Genomic DNA, 16,982 nt, shown 5'->3' on the forward strand with positions numbered 1-16,982 from the left:
AGACCTACCAACTTGATGCGCCGCCGGGCGTCCTCACCCGCTTTACGTGGTAGTTTACCGTAAACCCGTATACTTTGCCTCCAATAATCTATTTCTATGGATGCTGCTATCTGTCGGGGAGCGTTGCTGGGGCTGGCCGTGGCCGATGCGCTGGGCGTGCCCGTCGAGTTTGAAAGCCGGGCCCGCCGCCGCCCCGACCCGGTAACCGCCATGCGCGCGTACGGCACTCACCACCAGCCCAGCGGTACCTGGTCGGATGACTCTTCCCTCACGTTTTGCCTGGCCGAGTCTCTGGTCTACGTGGGAAGCTACGCCATCGACACCCACGATTTGAGCCGGCGCTTTATCAACTGGCTGGACCACGGCTACTGGACGCCCCACGGGCAGGTGTTCGACGTGGGCATAGCCACCCGCGAAGCCATTGCCCGGCTGCGGGCCGGCGTAGCACCCGAAAAAGCCGGCGGCCAGCGCGAGTACGACAACGGCAACGGGGCCCTGATGCGGATTCTTCCTTTGGTGTTTCATCCGCGCTGGCAGCGGGCCGATGCCGCGGAGCGCCAGCGCCTCACGCACCAGGTTTGCAGCCTCACCCACGGCCACTACCGCTCCACGCTGGCCTGCTACCTCTACCTGGAAATGGCCTGGGGTCTGTTGCAGGGCCTCACGCCGGCTCAGGCCCAGCAGCGGCTGCGCCAAGACGTAGCGCCCGGACTACTGCCCAGGCTGGCCAAGGAAATCCACCATGTTGAGCGGGTACTGGATGCCGGGCTGGCCCTGGTGCCGGAGGCCGATATCCAGTCGTCGGGCTACGTGGTGCATACCCTGGAAGCGGCCCTGTGGTGCCTGCTGCGCGGTGAGGGGTACGCCGATACGGTGCTCAGGGCCGTTAACCTCGGCGACGATACCGATACCACCGGCGCCGTGGCCGGCGGCCTGGCCGGGCTCTGCTACGGCGTTGCGCAGCTCCCCGCCGACTGGCTGCAAGTGCTGGTAAAGCGCGCCGAAATAGAAAATTTAGCTGATCGGCTTAGTGGGCTGAAATAAGAGCATCAGCAAAATAAATAAGAACGTCATTCCGAGCGCAGCCGAGGAATCTCGCGTGCTGACGTCTGATTAGTAATCAAACGATGCCACGCGAGATTCCTCGGCTGCGCTCGGAATGACGTTCTTTTGGGTGTGTAAATTACTGACCTACAGCTCCATGATGTCCTCGTTCCAGAGCGTGGGTTCGGCCTGGACGAACTCGTTCATCATGTCCACGCACTCCTGCAAGTCCAGGTCCACGACTTCCACGCCGTGGCTTTCCAAGAAGGCCCGCGACTCGCCGAACGTGCGCGACTCGCCCACCATCACCTTCGGAATCTTGAACTGCACGATGGTGCCGGCGCACATGTAGCAGGGCATCAGGGTGGTGTAGATTACCGTGTCGCGGTAGCTGCGCTGGCGGCCGGCGTTGAAGAGGCAGTCCATTTCGCCGTGCTTGATGGGGTTGTCTTCCTGCACGCGCTTGTTGCGGCCCCGGGCCACGATTTTGCCGTCGCGCACCAGGACCGAGCCAATTGGGATACCGCCCTGCTGGCGGCCCTGCCGCGCCTCGTCGATGGCGGCCTGCATGAATTCGTCCATGATATTTCGTTTTTGTGGGAAGTAGAGAGGTGAAGAAAGTAAAGGTAAGGCGCCCAAGCAGGTTTTTCAGGCTGGCTCCGATAAAATCGGCTGTCATCCTGAGCAAAGCGAAGGACCTTCCTCCATGTTCTGCCAAAGCGTAATTCAATGTGCGATATCCTTACCGTTGAACCTTGCCAAGGTCAAAACACAGTGGTAAGAGCGTTGGTGGGGTAGGTGAGGAAGGTCCTTCGCTCTGCTCAGGATGACATACAAAATAAATGAGCTACTACCGGGCGCAAATGCCCTTGTACGGGCAGTACTGGCACCGCTCCAGGTCGTCAGTTTTGCGGATAGGCTCCAGCGGGTCCATGATTTTGCGGGCAAACTCGGTAAGCAACTCTTCGCCCTTTGCCACGAACGAAGTGCCATCCTCCGTCAAAAAAGCCATATCGGCGGTCATCGGGCCGGCCGTGAGGTTGCGCAGGGAAATAATGGCGGCATCGGCGGCGGGGCGGCCGGCGCGCTCCAGCATGAAGCGGTAGAGCCAGAGCTGCCGCACCTTGTCGGCCGAGGAGGTGGCGTCGTGGAGCAGGCGCTCGGTGGCCGCGGCGGCATCGTCGCCGCGCTTTTGCAGCTTTAAATCGTAGGGCTGCACCAGGCCGGTTTTGTAGTCGACCACGCGCAGGCGGCCGTCGGGTAGCTCGTCGAGGCGGTCGGTGTAGCCAAACACAATCATATCGAAGGCTTCTCCCGAAGGCAGGGTCACGGGCACCCGGGAGTCCAGGATTTTTTCCAGGGCCACAATGCGCAGGGGCAGGGCTCCAGGCGTAGCGGCCAGGCCTTCGAGGTAGCGGCGCACAAGCTGGCCGGCTACCTGGCCCAGCACGTGGTTAAGACCTTCGTCGGGGCGGGCGTGGCGCTCGTCCTTCTCGTGGCGCAGCGCCCGCTCCAGATGCTGCGGCACCAGGCTCAGCAGCACCGGAATATCCTCGGCCGTTATGGCTTGCTGCTTGTCCACAAAGGGCTGAAACAGCGTTTCCAGCGTTTCGTGCACGACTGTACCGAAGCTGTCGGCTTCCAGCTTTTCCTCCACCTCGTCGTTTTCCTTGAACTTGGCCAGGCGGGCAAAGTAGAACTGCAACGAGCAGTTCAGGTACTGATTCAGGGCCGAGGGGGAAAGGCCCTTTTCCAGTAGCTCGCGCAGGGAAGCCAGCATTTCGGCGTCTTTCTCCAGCACCAGGTCCCCGCCGTACTCGCGCCGGGCCGCCGAGTCGGGGGCGTCGTCGAGCACGCTGGCCGTGAGGTCGCGCAGGGTCAGGCGCGGGTTCTGGGGCAGCAGGTCATTCTCGATTTGCAGCAGAAACCGGCTCCGCTCCCCGGTGCGGGTGCCCTCGGCCCCGGGCAGCACGTGCAGCAGATCCACGCGGCGGGCCCGCTGCAGCAGGCGCCAGAACTGGTGGGCCGTGGCGGCTTCGTGGTCGGCGTAGGTGGGCATGCGGAACTTGGTCAGCACGTCGTAGGGAAACAGCGAGGAGTTGTTCTTGGGGGCCGGCAGCACCCGCTCGTTGCAGCTCAGAATGATGACGTGGTCGAAGTCCAGGGCCCGGGTTTCCAAGAGGCCCATCACTTGCACGTCGGCAATGGGCTCCCCGCTGAAGGGCAGGCGGGTGCGCGTCATCTGCTCGTAGAGAAACCGGCGGAAGGAGCGCACCGACAGCCGCTGCTCCCGGCAGTCGAACACCGAGTCGAGGCGCTTGACGAGGGTGAAAAACAGGTAGAGGTACTCGGCCTCAATGGCCGAATGCTGATCTTGGTACGCCTTTTTGAGCAGGTCGATGAGCGTGTAGCAGGCCGCAATGATATCGTCGCAGGTGTCCCAGGTGGCAAACAGGGCTTCCACCAGCGGGTGCTGCTGGCCGATGTCGAGCAGCTCGCTGGCGGGCAGCAGCACGGCGTTGCGCTTCACAATCTGCCGGCAGATCCGGTCGAGCAGGCCGTGGTACTGCTTGTCGGGCTGCTTGTCGAGCCAGTGCTGGTAGCGGCGCAGAAACGGGTGGCCCAGCAGCTTGCTCACGGCCAAATGGTGGTAGCGCGGCACACCGTAGCCGGTTTCGGGGCTGCCCTCCCGGATGCCGGTCAGGTGCACTTCAAACAGCAGGTCCACCAGGTTGAACAGGGGCGTGCTCTGGAAGCTCAGGCCCATCGTGACGTTGTACTCGGGTACTTCCTCGGGCGGCAGGCCGTGCAATACCGGCAGCAGCAGGGTTTCGTCGGGCAGCACCACGGCTACTTTGGCCCTGGGGTTTTCGCGGCGGGAGGCGGCCAGCAGCTGCCCGGCCACTTTGCCCTGCATGCTGGCGTTGGCCACGCCCACAAACTGAATTTCCCGTTCCAGAGTCCGCAGCAGGTTGGGCAGGCCGGTGCCGGTGTCGCCGAAAGCCTCGGCGGGCAGCTCCCAGTTGTTGCGATACTGGCGCAGGTGCTGGCCGGCGCGGTTGGGCGAGTCGTTGTCCAGGTAAAAGGCGTCGCCGTCGAAGCGCACCTCGGCCCGTCCTTCCTTCAGCAGCAGCTGAATCAGCTTTTGCTCGGCCCGCGACAACGAGCTCAGGCCCAGAAACACGTGGCGGGGCAGCGTGTCGCCGTGCCCGAGGCGGTTTTGCACCTTGTTCACGGCCAGGCGGTAGGCCAGGCCGGGGTAGGCCAGGTGGGTTTGCTCCATGCGGCGGCGCAGCTGCCAGTACACTTTCTCCAGGTCGTCCCAGAAGCGGAAGTAGGCGGCCGTGGTGCTCACCTCGGCCGGCGTATCGGCCAGCTCCCAGCGTTCCAGGGCCTTGGCCTGGGTCAGGTACTCAAACACCTTGGCCGGCGAGGCCAAGTTCTGGTCGAGGTTGGAGAAGTCCTGCACTAGAATGCCCGACCAGCCCACGAACTGGTCGAAGTCGAGCTTGGGGTCGATGCCGCGCAGAATGTCGAAGAGCAGCAGCTGCAAGGCAATGGGCTCCTCAACCTGCACGCCGGAGAGCTCCACCATGTAGTCTTCCATGGCCGCCACGCGCGGGCTCCACACCGCCGAGCCCACTTCGGCCGCCAGGCTCAGCTCATTCTTCAGGTAGACCACCGCCCGCCGCGTGGGCACCACCACCACCAGATCCGACAGCTCCGGGCCGGGAAAGCGCGTGAGCAGGTCGCGGGCGGCCTGGCTCAGAAAGGAGTCGGTGGTGGTAATGGGCAGGGTGGAGGCAACGGTTTCCATAGAAAGTAAAGATACCTTGCGGACCAGGATATCCCGCAGGTTATTCGGCCCGAGCAAGGGCGGTGGGTTTCCATTCTATCAGCCTCAACGACCAACGGTTTTCGCTAACTCCATGATACCCGAATTCTTAGCGCCTTTTGCCGAACAGCTGCAACGCTATGCCCTGCCCAGCATAAAAATAAAGGCAACTCCCCTGCGCACTACCGGGCCCGCATCGGCCGCCAGCAAGTTTGGCGGGTTGCCGTATCTGCCCTTGAGTCTATCCTATCCGCGGGACGGGAACGGAAAGCCGCTGTTGCTGCTGGCCCAGATCAACCTGGCCGAGCTGCCAGCCACCGACTGGCTGCCTGCCGCGGGCCTGCTGCAGTTTTACGTGCCCACGCATTTAGGCTGCGAAACGGATGAGTCCCGGGTGCTGTATCTCAGTGCCGCCCAGGCCGGGAAGGAAATGCAGTCGGATTTCAGCTTTCTGCCCGCCGACCACTACGAGGACAGCCCCGTCTATTGTGAGCATAGCCTGACGTTTGAGCTAACCACCGAGTACGGCGGAACAGAGGATGCCCGCTTTGAAGCCGACTTCAACGGTTTGAGCGCCCACGACTACGAAGAAACGCTCCCCGAGAGTCAGAAGCCAGAATTCGGCAAGCTGCTGGGCGGCGAAGGGCATAAACTGGGCGGCTACGCCATGTTTACCCAAAGTGACCCCCGCGCCTACAACTCGGGTACGGCCAACGACGTGCAGCTCTTGCAAATCGATATAGATGAGCAGATTATGTTCGGCGACTCCGGCGTGGCCCACTTTTTCATCAACGCTCAGGCCCTACAGAATGGGGAGTTCGGAGAGGCGTACTTCTACTGGGACTGTTGCTAGACCCGCTCCAGCGGCTTCTAGTGCCCCACGGCTACTTCGGCAGCTTCTTCCGGTACGCCCACCGGTACCACCGGGGCCACGTAGTGCCGCAACGACTTCATGGCCAGCAGCATGCTGATAACGGTAAGTACCGCCCCGGTCAGGAAAGCCGCGCCGGGAAAATGCACGGGAGCCTTGGGGCCAGTGAAAAAGGAAAACAGGTTGGTCATCAGCGGCGGGCCGATGATGGACGTGAGGCTGACCAGGCTGGTGAGGGCGCCCTGCAGCTCGCCCTGCTCGTTGCGCGGCACCTGCCCCGACATGATACCCTGCAAGGCCGGCCCGGCAATGCCGCCCAGGGAGTAGGGAATCAGAAATACGAACATCATCCAGCCCACCGGCGCAAAGGCAAACAGTGCAAAGCCCAGGGCGTAGAGGCCCAAGCCCAGAAACACCGAGCGTTTGGCGCCCAGCCAGGGGTTGAGCCGCCGGATCAGCAGGCCCTGCACCACAGCCGTCAGCGCCCCGATGGCGCCCAGGGAGTAGCCCACCCAGGCCTCATTCCAGTGGAATTTGTACATGGTGTAGTACGACCAGGTGCTCTGCGTGGAGTGGGCCGCAATGTAGACCAGCACCAACGAGCCCACCATGCCCAAGATGACGGGGTACTTCTGCAGCTGCCTGAGCGAGCCGATGGGGTTGGCCCGCCGCCAGTCGAACTTGCGGCGGTGGGCTTCGTCCAGGGATTCGGGCAGGATAAAGAAGCCGTAGAGCCAGTTAATCATCGTCAGGCCGGCGGCCACTAGGAAGGGTACGCGCGCGCCAAACTGCCCCAGCACGCCCCCGATAACCGGCCCGATAATAAAGCCCAGGCCGAAGGCGGCCCCGATCATGCCGAAGTTCTGGGCCCGCTTTTCCGGGGTGCTGATGTCGGCAATGTAGGCCGAGGCCGTCGTGAAGCTGGCCCCGGTGATGCCGGCAATGATGCGGCCCACGAACAGCCAGGTGATGGTGGGGGCAAAGGCTACGAACAAATAATCGAGCCCGAAGCCCAGCAGGGCAAACAGCAGCACCGGCCGCCGCCCGTACTGGTCGGAAAGGTTGCCCAGCACCGGCGAAAACAGGAACTGCATGCTGGCAAAAGCAAACATCAGCCATCCTCCGTAGCGGGAAGCGTCGCTGATGGTGCCCCCGGTCAGGTTGCTGATCAGCTTGGGAATGACCGGAATGATGATGCCGAACCCAATGACATCCAGCAGCAGCGTAACGAAAATGAAGCCGAGGGCGGCCTGGCGTTTGTCGGACATGGCGGTAGGCTTTGCTAATTTTTTTGGCGAAGCAAAATACTAAGTTTTTACGCAATTTAAATGCATCAGGCGAAGATAGTTGCCCTAACATGTATCAACTGACGAGTTCGTGCGTATCGGGCTTACGCCTGCGAATCGCGGAATCCGGCGTTTTGCGCGGCTATATTCTCCCATCTTTATCCTCCTGTTCGTATGCTGTTTTTCTTTGGGCTGGGTCAAACCCGGATTACGACTTCCCCTCTCGCGGGTGTTTCCTGCGCATACTGCGGCACCCCCGATGCGGTGACGGCCACGGTGTTTTCGCGCTACTTTCACGTGTTCTGGATTCCGGTAATTCCCCTGGGCAAATTCAGCCTGACCCAGTGCGGCCACTGCAAGCAGGTGCTGGAAAAAAAGGAGATGCCCGCCGCCTACCAGGCACCGGTAGCCGCCTTGCAGAGCAGCGCCCGGCTGCCCATCACCAACTACCTCGTTTTGCTGCTGATGGGCGCGCTGGTGCTGTTCATGGTGGGAGTGGGGCTCTTTCGCAAAGACGCCGAGCCAACTGCCTCGGCGGCCCCGGCCCCGGCGTTAGCCCAGCAGGAAGCTCCGGCCGCCGAGGCCGCCCCGGACCCGCTGCCCACCGTCGGGGCCGTGTTTCTGATGCCGCTGGATGGTGGACGCTACTCGCTGATGCAAGTCACCAAAACCACCCCCGACAGCGCCTACTTCCGCGTCACCGACCCGCTCCGGGGCGGGCCCGGCACGGCCAAGATTACCAGCGCCCTGCGCGACTCGGTGGCGCCGGCCAACCAGGCTACGGCCTGGAGCCGGCAGCAGTGGCAAAGCGTGCGGCAGCACAACAAGGAGTTTATGCGGCTCCGGTAACCGGCTAATCTCCGGCGCGGCAGATCGAATGCGCTAAAACACCAGGGCTTCCTCCGTGTCGAAGTAGTAGAGCACGCACTGCACGTCGGCGTAGCCCAGCTGCCGAAACAGGCCCGCGTACTGCTGCAATAGCTGCCGGTGCTGGGGCTCGGGTGGTGGAATGCGGAAGTCGATAACCGTGACGCGGCCGGGCGCGGGCCCCACGTTGGGCTCAAACACAATCCGGTCGGGCTTGTAGTCCTGGCGGCGGGTGCCTCCCACCAGAATTTCCCGCTCGGTTTCCACCGCCACGGCCAGGCTGAAGTAGTGGGCCATCTGCGGGTTTTCCACGGTGCGCCGCAGCAGGTCCAGCAAAATGCGTTTCTCCTTGCTGCTGACCAATCCCTCGGCCACGAGCTGGGCGGCCACCCGGTCGACGTCGGCGGCAATTTCGGTGCGGCGCAGGGCGTAGTGCAGCTTGCGGTTCCATTCGCGCTGCACCTGCTGGTCGTCGAAGTCGAACACCGTATTGGCGTGGCGGCGCAGGCGCAGGCGCTCCTCCCAGGGCGTGCTGCTCAGGTTGGCCAGCGAATAGGTGCGGGTAGCTGCCTTGGTTTTCAGCTGGGGCACGAAGTGGTGGCTGTTGGCCAGGGTGTAGGCCGTGCGCTCATCGTTCCAGGCACCGGTGGCGGTCAGGTAGCGGTGCAGCAGCTCGGCCACGGTTTTGGCCGGCTCAGCCGGGCCGGTCAGTTCCAGGTCCTTGCTGGCTTTGGTGGGCTTGGGCCGGCGGCTGATGGCGTAAAGCCGGTGCCGGGGCCGGGTGAAGGCCACGTAGAGCATGTTCAGGCCCTCCAGAAACGTCTTTTCCAGCTCCTCGGTGTATTGCTGCGCCAGGGGAGTGTGCAGCAAGGCCTGGGTTTGGCTGACCACCGCAATGGGCGGCATTTCCGGTACCGGCTTCTCATCCTCCGGCAACCGGCCCCAGAGCAAAGTACCCCGGTAGGGCGTCAGGCTCCAGTCGGCGAAGGGCACGATGACGACGCCGTAGGCCAGACCCTTGGCTTTGTGCACCGTGGTAATGGTTATGGCGTCGCGCCCGGCCGGAGCGTTGATGCTCAGCGCGCTTTTCTTCTGCTCCCAGTAAGTCAGGAAGTTGTTCAGGTTGTTGCCAAAGCGCAGGCTGTATTCCAGCGTCAGGTCCAGGAAGCGGAACAGGTACTCACTTTCCTCGTTGCGGCCCAGCAGCCCGAAGGTGCCCATCAGCCGCTCGGTCAGCTCGTAGAGGCCTAGGTTGCCGGTTTCCTGTTCCCGCACGTCGTAGCCCAGAGCGCGCAGCTCGTCGAAAAACGCCTGAGCCTTTTCGGCGTTGGCCAGCTCGGCAATGTGCCGGGCCCGGGCCGGGGTAGGAGCCAGCTGCCGCACCACCTTATCGACCAGCAGCAGGGCTTCGGCCCGCGCCAGGGTGTCGGCCGGCTGGTTGAGCACCCGGAACAACGCCACCAGCAAATTCACCACCTCGGCAAATTCCAACGACAGCGAATCGGCCGAAATAATGGGGTAGCCCCGCTCTTTCAGAAACTTAGCGACGCGCCGGCTAGAGTCGCGGCGGCGGCAGAGCACGGCAATGTCCTGGAGCCGGAACCCGTCCTGCAGGGCCTGCTCCACCAGTTGCAGCGTGAGGTAGAGCGTGCTGGCTTCGTAGTCGAACACCTCGTCGGGGCCCACGCCGGGCAGGGTTTCCTCGGTGTAGGCGCCCGAAACCGGGTCGTAGCGCCGGGCGGGGGCGTCGTCTTCGGTGAAGAGCAGCTCCACGTGGCCGGCCTCACCCCCCAACCCCCTCTCCCGAGGAGAGGGGGAGCCTTGTGGAGCGACCGAGGCTGAATCAAATTCTTGTTGAATTTGATTCAGGACAGAGGACAAAGCATACAGAACTTGGTCATTCGAGAAGCGAAGTACACGATAGCCAAGTTGAGTTAACTCCTGAGTGCGCCCAGTATCATATTCAGCCTGCTCTGCTGTGGCGTGAACATCGCCGTCAACTTCTATAATAAGCATCTTGCCGATACACACGAAGTCGACGATGTACGATTTGATGACGTGCTGACGACGAAATTTCTCCCCAAGTTTACTGTTTCTCAACTCCTGCCACAGGATGTTTTCCGCTTCCGTTGGCGTAGAACGCATCTGTTTTGAATAAGCTGAAGTCTTATCCCAAGTCTGCGCGTTGGCAGTTAGAACAAACTCGCCGATATCATTCCGAAACTCTTTAACGCCTTGCGTCAGGCTTCCCCTCTCCTCGGGAGAGGGGGTTGGGGGGTGAGGCTTCGTAGGAGCTTCTTGCCCAAAGTGCTCATCGTAAATGCTCTGCACCAGCGGCAGCTGCGGGTGGCTCTGGCTTACCTGCCCAAAGAAGTCGTTGTTGAACTGGATGATTTCCGGGGCCGAGCGGTAGTTGGTGTTCAAATGCTCCGGCGTCAGGGCCTGGTCCAGGGTGAAGTAGCGGTCCTGGAGCAGGCCGCGCAGCTCCTCGTCGGCCACGCGGCCGTAGAGGTACTCCGTCTGGTTTTTGTGCAACCGCAGAATCTGCTCCATCTCCCCGCCCCGCCAGCGGTAAATGGCCTGCTTGGCGTCGCCCACCGCCAGCGACAGGTTGCCGGTCGACACGGCGTTTTCCACCAGCGGCAGCAGGTTGTTCCACTGCAGCACCGACGTATCCTGAAACTCGTCGATGAGCAAATGCAGGTACCGCTCGCCCATCCGCTCGTACAAGAACGGCACCGGTTCGCGCAGCACGATGCTGGCAATGCGGCGGTTGAACTCGGCAATAAGCACCACGCCCCGCTCCCGGCTGAGCTGGTCCACGGCCTTGCTCAGTTCGCTCAAGAGCGACACGTGAAACAGGTAGGGCAGCATCCCATTCACCAGAATATAGTTGGAAAGCAGCGTGGCGCGCAGGTTTTCCAGCTCCAGGTAGTAGCGGGTCACGTCCTCCTTCACGGCGTCCACGCGCTGCTTGTCGGCGGCGGTTTTCACCTTGCCGCTGTACCACTTGTCCTGCTCGAAGGTGGCCCGCACGTAGCTGTTGGCCTCTTTATCGGGCAACAGCCGCTCTTCCCACTTCGTGAAGTAGCCGATGATGCCATTCTTGCCCTGGTACAAATCGGCCTCGGTCACGCCGGCCGTTTCCAGGGCCACAATGGCTTGCAGCGCCACCAACTGAAACTTGCCCTCAATGACCTCCTTGCGCTTGCGCAGCGTCTCGTGCAGCCGCCGGTAGTCCTGCAACGACATCTTCTGCAATTGCGTCACGGCCTCGTGCACGGGCTCACTCAGCAGAAAGCGCCCGAACTGCACCAGCTCGTCCGCGAGGTTGTTCCAGCTCCGGCCCTCGTCGGCCTTGCTCAGGGCGTAGTCGGCCAGGGAGCGGCTGAGCAGGGCCGCATTCGGGTCCCGGTTTACGCGGTCCAGCAGCAGGGCCACCGCGCTTTGCAGCACCGCGTCGCCGTCGAGCTCCACCTCAAAGGTGGCCGGCAAACCCAGCTCCCGGGTAAAGGCCTGCACGATGCGCTGCACGAAGGAGTCGATGGTACTCACGGCAAAATCGGCGTAGTGGTAGAGCACCAGCCGGAAGGTGGCCGCCGCCCGCCGCCGCAGCTCCTGCTCTCGTTCCTGGGGCGTTTCGGCGCGGCGCGGCAGCAGCCCTTCGGCGGCCAGCTCCTCGGCAATATCGCGCAGCAGCGCGTCGTCCTGGTTGTCGGCGGTGGGGTAGGCAAAGCGCCGCAACGCGCTGATAATGCGCTCCTTCATCTCGCCCGCCGCATCGTTGGTGAAGGTAATGGCCAGGATGCTCTTAAAGTAGGCCGGGTCCTCGGAGCCCAAGGCCAGCTTCAGGTATTCCTTGGTCAACTGGTAGGTTTTGCCGGAGCCGGCGGAAGACGAGTAAATGCGGAACGTGGCGGGCATTGCGGGAGGAGGAAAGCGGCCCGCAAGATAACCTATAAGTGATTACTAGTTGCGTATAAATTTTTATATTGCGACTAAGTGTTGTAAAACATTGTGGTGCTTACTTGTGTGTTTTAACACGGTAAAAATACACTTTCAAATAGCTGTTGATTGGCAATGAATCATTTCAAAATAGAAAGAAAAGCAATATATAAAGTGGCTAGTTTGATTACTGAATATGGCTGGATTTTCAGGGAGCAGCCGATTGTGGATTTAGGGGTTGATGCATTAGTTGAAACTCCTATTGGTATTGATAATAGAAATAAAATATTTGCATTGCAAATAAAAGGGGGGTGAAAGTAATTTTGTTAGAAAAAAAGATTGTATTACATTTTATTTTTCTGAAAGGCATTTTATTTATTGGAATGCTATAAGTGAAAATTTGCCATTGTTTATTGTATTACATGATCCAGTGCAAGATATTGTGTATTGGCAATATTATAATATAGAAAACATCGTTAAAACTTCAAAAAAATGGAAGATTGACTTTCCTTTAAATAATATTCTTAATACAATTTGTAAAAAATGATATTGAAAACATAATAAACAAAATTGATTCATTAGAGAATACAGAATGCTTTTTACCAGATATGTTGTTTGATGATAAATTGCATATCTTATTTGAATATAAAATTATTCATAATAAACTATATATGGTGACGAGTTGCGGAAAAGAAAACATATTATGTATTAACCTTCAGTATCTGCCTTCTTCAGAAGAGTGGGATGCTAATAAATCAATCTTTAACTGGAATAGCAATTATTATTATTCTATTCAAATGTTTGAAGAGTATATTATAAAAGAATTTGCCTTGCTGCCAAATACTATTTCTGCTTATAAAAGCTTGATGGATCAAATATTGCTGATCTGCTTTAATGGCATTGCAAGTATTGTAGAATTTGTATTTAATGACTATAATAAAAACAATGGCGTTCCTGCGTATAATGATTTTGTTAAAGCATTTGAAATTTATTCGGGTGCTTGCAATGAAAATTATGAAGTTAAAGCTCTTGATTCTATAGTTATATTTAAACTAAAAAACGAAAGTTTTGAGATAAATACTTATGAAAGTATGAAGCAATATCTAAAGAGTTATATAGAAGGTGAAAGCTATGATGAAATATATACTGAAACAGAAATGCGTATCTGGAGTGAAATTTATCTAGATCCAGGGATTGAAAAAGAATATTTTATTCCTAAAATGCTAAATGAGTGGGAAATTTATTGGTCAACACTTTATAGTTCGGTGAGGGAGAGGGTTGGTAGTACTAGTCATTTGGATGGCAGAAAAGAGGCTTCGTTGCGAAAATTAAATATGTATTTTGATTTGTATAAAGAGAGTAATGATGTTATAAGACTTGCTTGGGATTTTGATGACATGGTTTTGTATCCTATTGCGGTTATTACTATGGTGAATATTTTTGATTCAGATGTCTGTTACGATGAATATTGTGAATTGGAATTTTTTACAGGTGGAAAATGGGAAAGTATAAGCCTCAATGAAGAGGATCCTTCTGCACTTATATTCTTTATAAGACGTGAAGATATATGACTGTACTTACCATTTCGCCACCCGCAGCCGCTGCTCCACTTCCGGCGTCACCCGCTTGGGCCGCTGCGTACTGGGGTCCAGCAGTACCCACTGGGTTTCGGCCTCGCAGAGCAGCACCCCGTCGGCGGCCCGCTCGATGCGTACGAAGCGCTGCGACTGAGCCCCGCGCACTTCCCCGATCCAGGTGGTGCAGCGCAGCTCCTCACCCAGGAAGGCCGGCTTGTGGTAGCGCACCCGGTGCTCCAGCACCACCCAGATATACTGCTCCCGCTCGCCGGCCGGAAAGGCGGCCTGCCAGTGGGCGGCGGCCGTGTCCTGCACAAACCGCACGTATTGCACGTTATTCACGTGGTTCAGCTCATCAATATCGGCCTCGACTACGGTGAGTAGGCGGGCAAAGCGGAAGGACGCGGAAGCTGATTCGGACATGGGCAACGTATTAGGCGAGGAAACCGGCGAAAGGATGATCTTACTCGACTCGCTGGCCCGCCAGGTTTTGGGCGGAAGGGTCGGTGGTGCCGCTAAGGTAGCTCGGGCGGGTTCGACGTTCTGCGGGCCGCCGGCCAATGGGGCCAAAAGACGCCAGAATGCTGGCCCAAAAACCGGATTTTGGCTGCTTGGCGGGTCGTTACGGTTGGGCTGAGCAAAAAAAACTTTGAAATTCCATGCCCGATAATAGCCGCCTGCCGCCTGCAAAGGGCACTTCCGTCCGAAACCGGGGGCATTAACAGAATCATAAAGCCCGGCATGACCATCTGCTACGGCAGAATTGCGTACCTTTGATTCAAGTTTAAGATAATGTGCTTCATTATTCTGCTATTCGTTCTGCAAAGAGCTGCATCAGATAACAATGGCCACTTTGCTTGAATGACATCCATACAATATCCTCATGCAAACAGGAACGGTAAAATTCTTCAATGACACCAAGGGCTTTGGTTTCATTAAATCTGACGAAAACGGTCAGGACATCTTCGTGCACGTAAGCGACCTGGTCGACGAAATTCGCGAGAACGACAAAGTGCAATTCGACGTTGCGCAGGGCCGTAAAGGTCTGAACGCCGTAAAGGTGTCGTTGGTGTAAATCACCTTATTCACTTCTCGCAAGTGAAACAGAAAAGCCTGCCTCGTGCAGGCTTTTTTGCGTTTCGGCCGGTATGAGGGCTGGCACTGCCGAAAGCCAAAAGTGCTATTTTTGCCGGCGGCCGAACTTATAGCCCGGCTGTCGAGTTACAATGGCCCTGGTCTATATAGCGGAGTTAACAGCCTGCCTGTTGCGCCCATCGGCCGGGGAAATCCTTCCGCCCAAACCGGAATAAGAGCTAGCTAAAACGGCTGCTACGTATCTTTTCTCGCGAAAAACACGTACCTTTGCAGCCGCATTGAGAACGGCCATGTTCCGCGCAGCATAGGCTGCTGTAATCTAATAGGCTGGCCGCCTTCGTCTTCCGTCCGTTGCTTCCGTCGCTTGTCGTTGTTGTTGAGTGGGAGAGGAACGTCGCTGAATCCGCTGTTTTCAGAGCTATTGTCTCCCATTCCATCTAACACAGACATGGAAAAAGTAAAATTTGAAGAGCTGAATCTCTCTGAAGAGATGATGCGCGCCATTGCCGAGCTCGGCTATGAAGAAGCATCGCCCATCCAGACGGCGGCTATCCCCGTTCTGCTCGAAGGCAAGGACGTAATCGGTCAGGCCCAGACGGGTACCGGTAAAACGGCCGCGTTCGGCATTCCCGCCATCGAAGGCGTTGACACCAACAACCGCGCCGTGCAGGTGCTGGTGCTGTGCCCCACCCGCGAGCTGGCGGTGCAGGTATCGGGCGAAATCCAGAAGCTGGGCAAGTACAAGCGGGGTCTGGCCGTGGTGCCAATCTACGGTGGCCAGAGCTACGACCGGCAGTTCCAGGCCTTGGAGCGCGGCGTGCAGATCGTTATTGGCACTCCCGGCCGCGTAATGGACCACCTAGAGCGCGGTACGCTGAAGCTGGACCAGGTTAAGAAAATCATCCTGGACGAAGCCGACGAAATGCTCGACATGGGCTTCCGCGACGACATCGAGGTGGTACTGAGCAAGATGCCCGAAGACCGCCAGACGGTGTTCTTCTCGGCTACGATGAGCAAGCCCATCATGGAGCTCACCAAAAAGTACCAAACCAACCCGCAGATCGTAAAGGTTAACCACCAGGAGCTGACCGTTACGAACATCGAGCAGATGTACTACGAGGTGCGCAACCCGATGAAAAAGGACGTGCTGTCCCGCATCATCGACATGTACAACCTCAAGTCGACCATCGTATTCTGCAACACCAAGCGCATGGTGGATGAGTGCGTGGCCGAACTCCAGGCCCGCGGCTACTTCGCCGACGGCTTGCACGGCGACATGGGCCAGCAGCAGCGCCAGAACACGCTCGACAAGTTCCGCAAGGGCACGCTCGAAATCCTGGTGGCTACCGACGTCGCCGCCCGTGGTATCGACGTGGAAAACGTGGAAGCCGTGGTGAACTACGACCTGCCCGCCGACGAAGAGTACTACGTGCACCGCATCGGCCGCACCGGCCGCGCCGGCAAGCTGGGCAAGGCTTTCACCTTCGTGAGCGGCCGCGACATCTACAAGCTGCGCGACATCATGCGCTACACCAAGGCCAACATCAAGCAGGAGCGTATTCCGTCGTTTGAGGATGTGTCGGAGGTGAAAACCACGCTGTTCCTGGCCCAGATCAAGGAAATCATTGAGAAAGGTAAGCTGGAGAAGTACGTGGCCCGCGTGCAGCGCCTGCTCGACCAGGAAGAAGACATTACCTCCCTCGACGTGGCCGCCGCTCTGCTGCGCATGACGATGAAGGAAGACAAGCAGGCTGAAAAGAGCTTGGAAGTGGGTCGGCAGCAGGGCGCCGTGCGCCCCGGCTTCACCCGCCTGTTCGTCACGATGGGCAAGAAAGACCGGGTTCATCCCCGCGACATCGTTGACCTGATTGCCGAGAACACCGCCCTGACCGGCAGCAAAGTCGGCGACATTGCCCTCTACGACAAGTTCAGCTTCGTGGAAGTGCCCTCGGAGTTTGCCGAGGAAATCACCACCAAGCTGGGCCGCACCTCGATTCAGGGTCGTCCCGTGTCGTTTAACATTGCCACGCCCCGCCAGGAAGGCGATGCGCAGCAGGAAGGCAACACCCGCGGCCCCGGCGGCTTCGGCGGCGGCGAAGATCGTCCGCGGCGGAGCGGTGGCTACGGTGAGCGGCGCGAAGGCGGCTTCGGCGGCAACCGCGGCGGTAGCTACGGCGACCGTCGGGAAGGTGGCTTCAACCGCGGTGGCGGCTCGTTTGGTGGCAACCGCGAAGGTGGCTACCGGGGCGGCAACAGCGGCGGCAGCTCCTACGGCGGTGGCTACAAAGGCAACCGCGACGGGGGCAGCAGCTACGGTGGCGGCTACAAGGGCAAGCGCGACAACGACGGCGGCGGTTTCCGCGGCCGTAGCGAAGGCCCCGCTCCCCGCCCGCGTCAGGATTTCGACGAATAGCGCCTGAGTAAGCAGGGGTGGGGCTGAAGCTTTGCCCCGGTTTACATCC

Annotated in this window: 13 protein-coding genes; 8 read left to right on the plus strand and 5 right to left on the minus strand. The window is 58.7% G+C overall.

All coding sequences use genetic code 11. The features are described 5' to 3' along the window. Nucleotides 1-96: 96 nt before the first annotated feature. Complete coding sequence (locus E5K00_RS02590; RefSeq protein WP_135461386.1) at nucleotides 97-1,044, plus strand: ADP-ribosylglycohydrolase family protein; 948 nt, start codon at nucleotides 97-99, stop codon at nucleotides 1,042-1,044. 147 nt (nucleotides 1,045-1,191) lie between these two features. Here the strand turns inward: E5K00_RS02590 and E5K00_RS02595 are convergent, their stop codons facing one another. Beyond that, nucleotides 1,192-1,626 carry a nucleoside deaminase gene (locus tag E5K00_RS02595; protein ID WP_135461388.1) on the minus strand — a complete coding sequence of 145 codons (435 nt, stop codon included), beginning with the start codon at nucleotides 1,624-1,626 and terminating at the stop codon, nucleotides 1,192-1,194. A 268-nt stretch (nucleotides 1,627-1,894) separates the two neighbouring features. Further along, on the minus strand, nucleotides 1,895-4,861 hold the full coding sequence (locus E5K00_RS02600) for a PD-(D/E)XK nuclease family protein (protein WP_135461390.1): 2,967 nt from the start codon (nucleotides 4,859-4,861) through the stop codon (nucleotides 1,895-1,897). Between the two features lie 112 nt (nucleotides 4,862-4,973). Here E5K00_RS02600 and E5K00_RS02605 point away from each other — a divergent pair, with 112 nt between their 5' ends. Next, nucleotides 4,974-5,732 carry a YwqG family protein gene (locus E5K00_RS02605; RefSeq protein WP_167856726.1) on the plus strand — a complete coding sequence of 253 codons (759 nt, stop codon included), beginning with the start codon at nucleotides 4,974-4,976 and terminating at the stop codon, nucleotides 5,730-5,732. Nucleotides 5,733-5,749: 17 nt separating this feature from the next. Here the strand turns inward: E5K00_RS02605 and E5K00_RS02610 are convergent, their stop codons facing one another. Further along, nucleotides 5,750-7,018 (minus strand): TCR/Tet family MFS transporter, encoded by a 1,269-nt coding sequence (locus tag E5K00_RS02610; RefSeq protein ID WP_135461394.1) that lies wholly within the window; start codon nucleotides 7,016-7,018, stop codon nucleotides 5,750-5,752. A 192-nt stretch (nucleotides 7,019-7,210) separates the two neighbouring features. Here E5K00_RS02610 and E5K00_RS02615 point away from each other — a divergent pair, with 192 nt between their 5' ends. After that, the gene (locus E5K00_RS02615; RefSeq protein ID WP_135461396.1) at nucleotides 7,211-7,885 is read left to right on the plus strand and encodes a zinc ribbon domain-containing protein; all 675 of its coding nucleotides are present in this window, start codon (nucleotides 7,211-7,213) and stop codon (nucleotides 7,883-7,885) included. A 33-nt stretch (nucleotides 7,886-7,918) separates the two neighbouring features. On the opposite strand, the gene E5K00_RS02620 is transcribed toward E5K00_RS02615, so the two are convergent. Next, nucleotides 7,919-11,827: a DUF559 domain-containing protein gene (locus tag E5K00_RS02620; protein WP_135461398.1), complete on the minus strand. Its 3,909-nt coding sequence runs from the start codon at nucleotides 11,825-11,827 to the stop codon at nucleotides 7,919-7,921. Between the two features lie 156 nt (nucleotides 11,828-11,983). Between E5K00_RS02620 and E5K00_RS02625 the strand changes: the two genes are divergently transcribed. The 3 genes from E5K00_RS02625 to E5K00_RS02635 all read left to right on the plus strand — a co-directional run bounded on the left by E5K00_RS02625 (nucleotide 11,984) and on the right by E5K00_RS02635 (nucleotide 13,419). Further along, nucleotides 11,984-12,163, plus strand: coding sequence for a DUF4365 domain-containing protein (locus tag E5K00_RS02625; protein ID WP_135461400.1), 180 nt, complete (start codon nucleotides 11,984-11,986; stop codon nucleotides 12,161-12,163). A gap of 28 nt (nucleotides 12,164-12,191) precedes the next feature. Further along, nucleotides 12,192-12,395 (plus strand): DUF4365 domain-containing protein, encoded by a 204-nt coding sequence (locus tag E5K00_RS23300; RefSeq protein WP_135463649.1) that lies wholly within the window; start codon nucleotides 12,192-12,194, stop codon nucleotides 12,393-12,395. 61 nt (nucleotides 12,396-12,456) lie between these two features. Beyond that, nucleotides 12,457-13,419: a hypothetical protein gene (locus E5K00_RS02635; RefSeq protein WP_135461402.1), complete on the plus strand. Its 963-nt coding sequence runs from the start codon at nucleotides 12,457-12,459 to the stop codon at nucleotides 13,417-13,419. A 6-nt stretch (nucleotides 13,420-13,425) separates the two neighbouring features. Here the strand turns inward: E5K00_RS02635 and E5K00_RS02640 are convergent, their stop codons facing one another. Then, nucleotides 13,426-13,848: an acyl-CoA thioesterase gene (locus E5K00_RS02640; RefSeq protein WP_135461404.1), complete on the minus strand. Its 423-nt coding sequence runs from the start codon at nucleotides 13,846-13,848 to the stop codon at nucleotides 13,426-13,428. Between the two features lie 460 nt (nucleotides 13,849-14,308). Between E5K00_RS02640 and E5K00_RS02645 the strand changes: the two genes are divergently transcribed. Continuing rightward, a complete protein-coding gene (locus E5K00_RS02645; protein ID WP_135461406.1) occupies nucleotides 14,309-14,500 on the plus strand; it encodes a cold-shock protein in 192 nt (63 codons plus the stop codon). Nucleotides 14,501-14,968: 468 nt separating this feature from the next. Beyond that, nucleotides 14,969-16,933, plus strand: coding sequence for a DEAD/DEAH box helicase (locus E5K00_RS02650; protein ID WP_135461408.1), 1,965 nt, complete (start codon nucleotides 14,969-14,971; stop codon nucleotides 16,931-16,933). Nucleotides 16,934-16,982 lie beyond the last annotated feature (49 nt).

It is taken from the genome of Hymenobacter aquaticus (assembly GCF_004765605.1).
Classification (GTDB): Bacteria; Bacteroidota; Bacteroidia; order Cytophagales; family Hymenobacteraceae; genus Hymenobacter; species Hymenobacter aquaticus.

Coding starts and splice junctions, on each gene's coding strand:
- E5K00_RS02590 (WP_135461386.1), top strand. CDS start 97: ATGGATGCTGCTATCTGTCGGGGAGCGTTGCTGGGGCTGGCCGTGGCC.
- E5K00_RS02595 (WP_135461388.1), bottom strand. CDS start 1,626: ATGGACGAATTCATGCAGGCCGCCATCGACGAGGCGCGGCAGGGCCGC.
- E5K00_RS02600 (WP_135461390.1), bottom strand. CDS start 4,861: ATGGAAACCGTTGCCTCCACCCTGCCCATTACCACCACCGACTCCTTT.
- E5K00_RS02605 (WP_167856726.1), top strand. CDS start 4,974: ATGATACCCGAATTCTTAGCGCCTTTTGCCGAACAGCTGCAACGCTAT.
- E5K00_RS02610 (WP_135461394.1), bottom strand. CDS start 7,018: ATGTCCGACAAACGCCAGGCCGCCCTCGGCTTCATTTTCGTTACGCTG.
- E5K00_RS02615 (WP_135461396.1), top strand. CDS start 7,211: ATGCTGTTTTTCTTTGGGCTGGGTCAAACCCGGATTACGACTTCCCCT.
- E5K00_RS02620 (WP_135461398.1), bottom strand. CDS start 11,827: ATGCCCGCCACGTTCCGCATTTACTCGTCTTCCGCCGGCTCCGGCAAA.
- E5K00_RS02625 (WP_135461400.1), top strand. CDS start 11,984: ATGAATCATTTCAAAATAGAAAGAAAAGCAATATATAAAGTGGCTAGT.
- E5K00_RS02635 (WP_135461402.1), top strand. CDS start 12,457: ATGTTGTTTGATGATAAATTGCATATCTTATTTGAATATAAAATTATT.
- E5K00_RS02640 (WP_135461404.1), bottom strand. CDS start 13,848: ATGTCCGAATCAGCTTCCGCGTCCTTCCGCTTTGCCCGCCTACTCACC.
- E5K00_RS02645 (WP_135461406.1), top strand. CDS start 14,309: ATGCAAACAGGAACGGTAAAATTCTTCAATGACACCAAGGGCTTTGGT.
- E5K00_RS02650 (WP_135461408.1), top strand. CDS start 14,969: ATGGAAAAAGTAAAATTTGAAGAGCTGAATCTCTCTGAAGAGATGATG.